General features: G+C 48.9%; 9 protein-coding genes. 3 read left to right on the forward strand and 6 right to left on the reverse strand.

All coding sequences use genetic code 11. The annotated features are described in order from the left end of the window. Positions 1 to 189: 189 nt before the first annotated feature. Entirely contained in the window at positions 190 to 771 is a 582-nt protein-coding gene (locus tag CA600_RS26770; RefSeq protein ID WP_094874199.1) for a DUF4269 domain-containing protein, read from the reverse strand. A 129-nt stretch (positions 772 to 900) separates the two neighbouring features. On the opposite strand from CA600_RS26770, the gene CA600_RS26775 reads away from it, so the two are divergent. Beyond that, the gene (locus CA600_RS26775) at positions 901 to 1800 is read left to right on the forward strand and encodes an SDR family oxidoreductase (RefSeq protein ID WP_094874200.1); all 900 of its coding nucleotides are present in this window, start codon (positions 901 to 903) and stop codon (positions 1798 to 1800) included. 32 nt (positions 1801 to 1832) lie between these two features. Beyond that, on the forward strand, positions 1833 to 2288 hold the full coding sequence (locus CA600_RS26780; RefSeq protein ID WP_094874201.1) for a hypothetical protein: 456 nt from the start codon (positions 1833 to 1835) through the stop codon (positions 2286 to 2288). 7 nt (positions 2289 to 2295) lie between these two features. Here the strand turns inward: CA600_RS26780 and CA600_RS26785 are convergent, their stop codons facing one another. The 3 genes from CA600_RS26785 to CA600_RS26795 form a co-directional block, all read right to left on the reverse strand. Continuing rightward, on the reverse strand, positions 2296 to 3936 hold the full coding sequence (locus tag CA600_RS26785) for an NAD(P)H-hydrate dehydratase (RefSeq protein ID WP_094874202.1): 1641 nt from the start codon (positions 3934 to 3936) through the stop codon (positions 2296 to 2298). A 46-nt stretch (positions 3937 to 3982) separates the two neighbouring features. Further along, positions 3983 to 4615 carry an NAD(P)-dependent oxidoreductase gene (locus tag CA600_RS26790; RefSeq protein ID WP_094874203.1) on the reverse strand — a complete coding sequence of 211 codons (633 nt, stop codon included), beginning with the start codon at positions 4613 to 4615 and terminating at the stop codon, positions 3983 to 3985. Positions 4616 to 4832: 217 nt separating this feature from the next. After that, the gene (locus CA600_RS26795; protein ID WP_094874204.1) at positions 4833 to 5246 is read right to left on the reverse strand and encodes a GNAT family N-acetyltransferase; all 414 of its coding nucleotides are present in this window, start codon (positions 5244 to 5246) and stop codon (positions 4833 to 4835) included. A gap of 256 nt (positions 5247 to 5502) precedes the next feature. On the opposite strand from CA600_RS26795, the gene CA600_RS26800 reads away from it, so the two are divergent. Then, complete coding sequence (locus CA600_RS26800) at positions 5503 to 5811, forward strand: hypothetical protein (RefSeq protein ID WP_094874205.1); 309 nt, start codon at positions 5503 to 5505, stop codon at positions 5809 to 5811. A gap of 331 nt (positions 5812 to 6142) precedes the next feature. On the opposite strand, the gene CA600_RS26805 is transcribed toward CA600_RS26800, so the two are convergent. Both CA600_RS26805 and cysW read right to left on the reverse strand, forming a co-directional pair. Further along, on the reverse strand, positions 6143 to 6367 hold the full coding sequence (locus tag CA600_RS26805; RefSeq protein WP_042184406.1) for a YezD family protein: 225 nt from the start codon (positions 6365 to 6367) through the stop codon (positions 6143 to 6145). Between the two features lie 111 nt (positions 6368 to 6478). After that, positions 6479 to 7342 (reverse strand): sulfate ABC transporter permease subunit CysW, encoded by an 864-nt coding sequence (gene cysW, locus CA600_RS26810; protein WP_042184404.1) that lies wholly within the window; start codon positions 7340 to 7342, stop codon positions 6479 to 6481. Positions 7343 to 7538: the final 196 nt, after the last annotated feature.

Below are 7538 nucleotides of genomic sequence, written 5' to 3' on the forward strand. Positions count from 1 at the left end.
CCGTGACATTTGCTGTGATAAATATATATCTTATATTGCGTATTCAGAGGGAGGGGAGTATTTTCTATTTTGTCCTGAGTATCACAAGATATCCTGAGAATACAGCATAATTCCACCTATATACTGCCTCAGTATGCTCCCACAGCTGATAAGCAGCTTCATAATTATCCGCAACCATTTTCCTATAAATCATACTTGTTCCCTCGCTTGAACAGCATGGCATAAAGCATGAAGTGTGCTCCGAGGAAGCTTTTCCAGCTCCAGCAGCGCTTCGTAAGGATCGTCCTCTAATCCCATAGCTTTCGCAAAGGCAGGCTCTGTTTTCCATCCGCTTGATTTTAAAAGAATGATTCGTTCGCGAAAATCATCATCCATCTGAGCTAAAATTTCAGCTTCAACGATCATATGCAAATAACCATTCTGGAGCTCCGTTCGCCTCGGCTGTCCAAACAGTTCGATAGGCCAGCCCTTTACCATAAAGTTAATTTTCGTTCGAGGAATGCCTTGAACCACTCGTGATTCGCTAACAAACCCCTCCATGGCTCCAAAATATCGAACAACTAGCGCTTTAAACTTCATAGGATCATAAACCTCACAAATGATATCCAAATCGCTGCCCTCCACTTGAATTCCAAGCGGTATTGTCCCAACCAACAAAGGGTTATAGTCTGTTAGCAAATTCATAATATCCAGCTCTAAAAGAAGGTTATAGACCTCTTTCTGAACCGCGGTTCCATGAATCAAATAATCAACATTTCGCCAATCATTCATTCTGGACAAGCGCCTCCTCCGACTCGGGTTTATAAACGCATATGTATGTATTGATGACAGCGCACGCTTTTCTGGGCGCATGCATAGAAATATACGGAAGATAGAATGCAAGGAGGGTATTTCAAAAAAATGAATCCCATCTACCCCTATTATGGGGAGCGGACAGTATGTAAAGAGCAGCCTATTGCTTTTCCTCCACAGCATCAAGATCGTCAGCCGGGCCTGGAAAGTCTGATGAATCCTCGTCCCATCAGTGAAAACCCTGAAATTATGGGCAGTGGAAAACTGAAGGGAAAGGTTGCACTCATCACCGGAGGCGACAGCGGAATTGGGAAAGCGGCAGCCATTGCTTTTGCCAAAGAAGGTGCAGACATTGCTATAGCTTATTTATACGAAGCCTCAGATGCAGAAGTCACTCAAAAGCGGATCGAAGAATTAGGGCAACGCTGTTTAAGGATTGAAGTTGATTTACGCCATAAGGAGAATTGCTTCAGGGCTGTGGAGTATACGATCCGCACCTTCGGCAAGCTGGACATTCTGGTCAATAATCACGGGGTCCAATATCCCCAGAAAAGTATTTTGGATATTACAGAAGAGCAATTGTACCAGACGTTTCAGACGAATATCTTCCCATTCTTTTATCTCACACAAGCCGCACTTCCACATTTTAAAAAAGGTGCATCCATCATTAATACCGCTTCCATTACTGCCTATCAAGGAAATAAAGAGCTCATAGATTATTCCTCCACCAAAGGGGCGGTGGTCTCTTTTACCCGCTCTTTAGCCTTGTCTCTCGTAGACGCTGGCATCCGCGTCAACAGTGTAGCTCCCGGTCCGGTATGGACCCCACTGATTCCCTCAAGCTACTCTGCAGAGGAAGTTAGTATCTTTGGTACAGATACACCTTTTAAACGTGCTGCACAGCCTTATGAGCTAGCAGGAGCATATCTCTTTTTAGCGGGCCCTGATTCTTCATATGTTACCGGGACATGTATACATGTCAACGGTGGAGATATGGTCACCAGCTGATACACAATACACCACGAGAGGAATGTATACCTATGAATAAGATGCCCGATTATGATATTCCTTCTGTCCGTTTAACAAGTGGCATGTATGCCTTAACAAAATTAGCCTGCGCAGGGCTAACATACGTCCTTATCTCCTTACTTATGCTTGGGTTTCCACAACATAACGGCATACCTGAGGGTTGGCCTCTTTCGATCCCCTATGCGATTTACGCTTATGGACTGCCAGCCGCACTGGTAGCCGATGTTCTGCTGCGCCTCCTGCGTTCCACATCCCACATCGTTTCCCTTGTTGTATACGTAGCCGCAGGTTTCGGTGCAGGTCTATGGCTGGCAGCAGAACAAGGTGCAGAGCTACTGCTATGGGGCCTGGCTGGAATTTTGGGACTGTTGCTGCTACGAGTGACGCAACTGGGTGTAGAGCGTTCCCCTCTGTTACTGCCAGTGTTTGCACTTTTTCTACCGCTGCTCTGCTTACTGTTGTTATAAGCTGCGCTCAGAGTGCTTCTATGATATCACCGGCAATGATACCCGCTGGATTATTCCGCTGACGGGCGGCTCTCTCCCCGGCTAATCCGTGTAGATATACACCAAAAGCTGCTGCCTGCGCCTCATTCAATCCCTGAGCCAGCAGGCTGGAAATGATGCCCGTTAGCACATCACCGGCTCCACCAGTGCCCATGCCGGGATGGCCTGTGGTGTTTACATATGCTTGTCCTTCAGGCGTTGCTATTACCGTATGGGCTCCTTTTAATACAAGCGTAACCCCATGCTCTTTCGCATATCCCATAGCCAGACTGATGCGGTCCCGTTGCACCTGAGCTATTGTTATACTAGCAAGACGGGCCATCTCGCCTGGATGAGGCGTCAGAATCACCGGATGGCGTCTACTTGCCCAGCTCTTGTAATCAGCGTCAGCTAATATATTTAAAGCATCCGCATCGATCACCAGAGGACAATCCGTCCCTTCCCAGAGATTGCGAAGCCATTCTGTATCCGCCTCGAATCGACCAAGACCGGGACCAATGGCTAGAACATCTCGCTCTTTACTTAGCTTCAGTAGCTCTGAAACGCTCCCTGCTTGCCAGCTTCCATCTTCATTACCCTCAACATCGGCTAGCATGAGTTCAGGGGCAGAACCGATGATACAGGGCAAGAGCTTCTGCGGAAGCGCCCATGTCACTAATCCGCAGCCTGCCCGGAGCGCAGCACGGGCAGAGAGCAGGCCGGCACCGCTCATTCTTAAGGTGCCGGCAACAAGAAGGACATGCCCATAAGTCCCCTTATGGCCTTCAGGCGAACGCCGGCGGGCCAGATCTACGCCCAGATGGGCATGCAGCACTTCCGGTGTCAGCAGGTGAACCTGCACACCGCTTTCAGGGGCCAACGCAGTAGGAATACCGATGGCCCGGACCTTCACCTGCCCCGCAGCGCTAGCGCCGGGGTACTGCAGGAGGCCTCGCTTGAGAAACGCGAGGCAAACCGTCACCGACGCATGAATGCAAGGCTCATGCGTCTCACCCGTGTCCGCGTTCAGACCACTCGGGATGTCCGCGGACACGATCACTTTGCCGCTGCTGTTCGCTGCGGCAATCAGCTCGGCATAGGCGCCGCGCGGGGCTCCCGCGGCGCCAGTGCCGAGCAGCGCATCCAAGATGCCGCTGCACTCGGCAAGGTCCAGCCGATCCCTGCCGTACACCACGGCAGGGAGACCCATGGCTGCAGCCGCATCGCGCTGCAGGGCGGCCTCGCCGGAGAGCGACTCCGGCGGCACCGCATAAACGAGCGTGACGGCGATGCCAGTCTCGCGAAGATACCGTGCGGCGGCGAGGCCATCGCCGCCGTTGTTGCCTTTGCCGACGAGGATGAACCATCGCTCGGCGGCGGCATTGTCCAGGGTCAGCGCATGATCTGCGCTGACCTGAAATGCCGCGCCAGCCAGCGCGGCATCCTTCCCAGCGTCTTCCCATCCGGCTGCATTTCTGCAGCCCTCTCCACCTCTCCGCCGGCACAGTGCAACGATCTCCTCTGCGATCACTCTTCCCGCATTCTCCATCAGCGCAATAGCTGGAATCCCCAGCCGCTGAATCGTTTCTCCGTCCAGCCGCCGCATTTGCTCAGCAGTTACCAGATACATGGTTCGGCCCCTTTCCGCTACACTTCAATCCACATCTAGCTTAATATCAATACGCTACAGTAAATCTCGTCCGGCTAAAATTCCCTTCCTCCAGCTCGTCCACCATAGCAACAGCAAAATCCTCTACACTGATTATACTTTCGCCATTCTCATCAAAAACGAGACGGTCGAGTCCAATGCGGAATTGGCCTGTACGTCGACCTGAATGAACTACCGCAGCAGGACTGGCATACGTATAATCCAGTTCTGTATTTTTGTAAATTTCATAGGCTTCCGCATGGGCTTCTGCCAATGGTCTAATCTCAGCTGGGAAGTCTGCCGTATCCATCAATAGCTCTCCAGTTTCAGTCTTCAAACTACCTGCACCACCCACAACCAGCAGTCGATTTAGCCCAGCTTCTTGCATTCCCTCTACAATTGCCTTAGCAGCTGTTATCAGATTCTTCTCTTGGCCGGGTACTGGACCGTATGCACTGATTACCTCTTCATGTCCACGGACCGCAGCCGCAACTGAAGCAGGATTTAGAACATCTACAGTTGTGATATGCAGACGTTCATGTTCAAGGGTTATTGATTCTGGATTCCGTACCGCAGCTGTTACCTCATGTTTTCTTTTTAAAGCCTCCTGTACAATCGCCTTTCCAATCGTTCCTGATGCACCCAATACTACAACATCCATCTGTTTTTTCCTCACTTTTTCCGGGTAAGGCCAGCGTACGACCTTCCTATTTTTTATATTTTTTAATACTCGTCTCTGTAGCTTTCCCTTACAACCTTTAATCATTATTAATCCCATGAGGTCTACTTGAAATCAAAATCCCCACAAGTTAACTTCCAAACGAAAAACCCCTTAACCAATACAAGGGGCACTCTCTACTAAGTAGCATGTACTCGCATTAACGACGCAAAAACATTCCCTGAGAACGTGGCATGACCGGTTCAAAGCCATATTGTGCATATAATTTAGAAGCTTCCCCATCTGCAATCAGACTTACATAGGAATTGCCCGGTACAGTATAAAGGAACTCCCTGATTTCCCCCATGATCAATTTCCCTAAACCGCGCCCCTGATATGAAGGCTTCACTGCGATATCCGTGACCTGAAAAAAACATCCCCCATCGCCGATCACCCTTCCCATCCCGATTAAGGTATTCTCCTCGTACAAGGTTACCGCAAAAATAGAACGAGGCAGCCCTATTGCAGCCCCTTCGGAGCTCATTGCACTCAGTCCAGCCTCTTTTCTCAGCGCTAAATACTGTTCCACTGAAGGACATTCATGACGTATATTTAGCTTTCCTGTTCTCCCCATACCGTTCACCTCCTAGCTTTACACGATAAACCAAGCTTAACACCGTTCAGCATTGCTGTACCAACTATATACGACTCTATGGTACACAGGCAAGACTCGCCGGCTTCGTTGGGTTGAACCGATCTGTTAACCATTAAGTAAAAATAAAGCAAACAGACACATCCAACAAAGTGGTAAGTATTATATTCTTGAATCCTATTACTCACTGTGTGGAATAGTATTTATAACAATACTCTAAAAGGGATGGTGAAGCATAATGTCTCCTGTAGCCAAGCTGTTCAAATGGGGAACATGCCTGTATGAAGCCTTTCTGGCTCTGCCGTTGATCGGTGGACTCTTTATCATCGCTAATGGTTGGGTCCCACTTGCCATTGCCTTTTTGCTACACGCAGTAGCTATCGTTATATTGCAAAGAGAGCGGAGACCCATCGTCGGAAACGTTCTAGGTATCATCACCTCGATTTTAGCGTTCATCCCTATCCTAGGCTGGATTATGCACGGCGTCACTGCGCTCGTACTGCTGATGGAGGGTGTGTCCGCCTCACGCCAAGCCCCTCGTTATTAAAAAACTGCTTGTATCGTCGGTCGCTTGCTTGGTGAAAAGAGAACAGAGCAGCGTTTCTCCATGTTCGGAAGAATCGCTGCTCTGTCTTCTCCACTGCTGCTATTCATTAAAAAGAGCTACCTATTTGGTGTTTTTCAAGCCAATAGCGATTATAGGTTCGTTAGCATGCCAAATGTGCAAAAAACTGCGTTTAGAGTCTTCTGAGTCCAAGCGGTGTTTTGTATCAAAAAACAGAGGAGTTGCCCCAGCAGGGATTTCAAGGCTGCTGAGGCAACTCCATAATTTTAATCCAGAAAGATAATTGATCCCTTTATGATTGCCCGAGATTGCATCAACGTCCTGCCGATTGGGAATCGGCCCGCCGGGTTCCACTCTCATTAATGTAACGCCCATTTGCGTTGCCATTGCCATTCTCAAAACGTTTGCGTTCCGTACGCTCCATCTGAACAATCTGACCTTCATGCACCACGATGTGCAAGGAGCCAAATTCCATATCATCCAGAAGCCCTGCAATCCGCGTAAGCCATAAATCATCCACTTTCAGCGGTTTAGCCATTCCCTAGCCTCCCTTTCCCCATCCAAAGGATTATATCCGCCTAAATTTCATAATTCCGTTATTACCAACCAGTATACTATGAATTAACTTAGCACGGAACCAAAAGTACTGTCAATGGGCATTTTTTCGTGATAACCAGCTTTTAATAATCATCGTCACCAAAGCCAACAACAGGAGCAGAGAAGCTACTGCAAAAGAGGCTGAAAATTGATACTCATTGTACAAAATCTCGACATGCAGCGGCAGTGTATTTGTCTCCCCACGTATATGACCAGACACGACTGAGACTGCACCGAACTCGCCCATGGCCCGCGCATTACACAAAATAATGCCGTATAATAACCCCCATTTAATATTAGGAAGCGTGACTCTGAAAAAGATTTGCCACCCATGTGCTCCGAGGGTTATCGCTGCCTCTTCCTCCTGTGTCCCTTGATCCTCCATCAGTGGTATCAACTCACGCGCCACAAAAGGAAAGGTAACAAACAGTGTGGCCAACACTATGCCTGGAAGCGCAAATACGATCTTGATATCATGGGCGCTCAGCCAAGGGCCAAACCAACCGTTAGCGCCGAAGACGAGCACAAAGATCAGACCGCCGATGACAGGCGATACTGCAAAGGGGAGATCAATCAAGGTAATGAGAAACCCTTTGCCTCGAAAACGAAACTTGGTTACTGCCCATGCAGCCGCTACGCCAAAAAAGGTATTCAGTGGAACAGTGATCGCTGCAACAAGCAACGTCAGCCGCAGCGCGGAGCGGGCATCTGGATCGGTCAGAGCAGCTATATATACGTCCCAGCCCTTTTTCAGCGCCTCTGTCAGCACTACAATCAAAGGCAAGGCAATCAGCCAAAAAAGGACTAGGCCAGCAGCTCCGATCAATACCCATTTTACAGCCTTGGTTTCCGTTGTCGCTGGCGAGGACGTATTCTTTTGCAGCCGGGGGGCTTGGAGTGGGATGGTGCCTGCCACAAGTTATTCCTCCTTTAAAGGGTTTTACGAAAGCATGATTTGCTTCTGAAAAATGCCGAATGGCGGTAAATATGAAGGGTCTTGAGTAAATTTGGGAGTTATCGGACTGTCTGCTATCTCCGAGTTTGTTAACCCTGATTATTGGAATGGGTCACTCCAAGGAATATTGGACTTCCGATCGCTGTTATCCTCAGAT

The organism is Paenibacillus sp. VTT E-133280 (assembly GCF_002264385.1).
Classification (GTDB): domain Bacteria; phylum Bacillota; class Bacilli; order Paenibacillales; family Paenibacillaceae; genus Paenibacillus_AQ; species Paenibacillus_AQ nitricinens.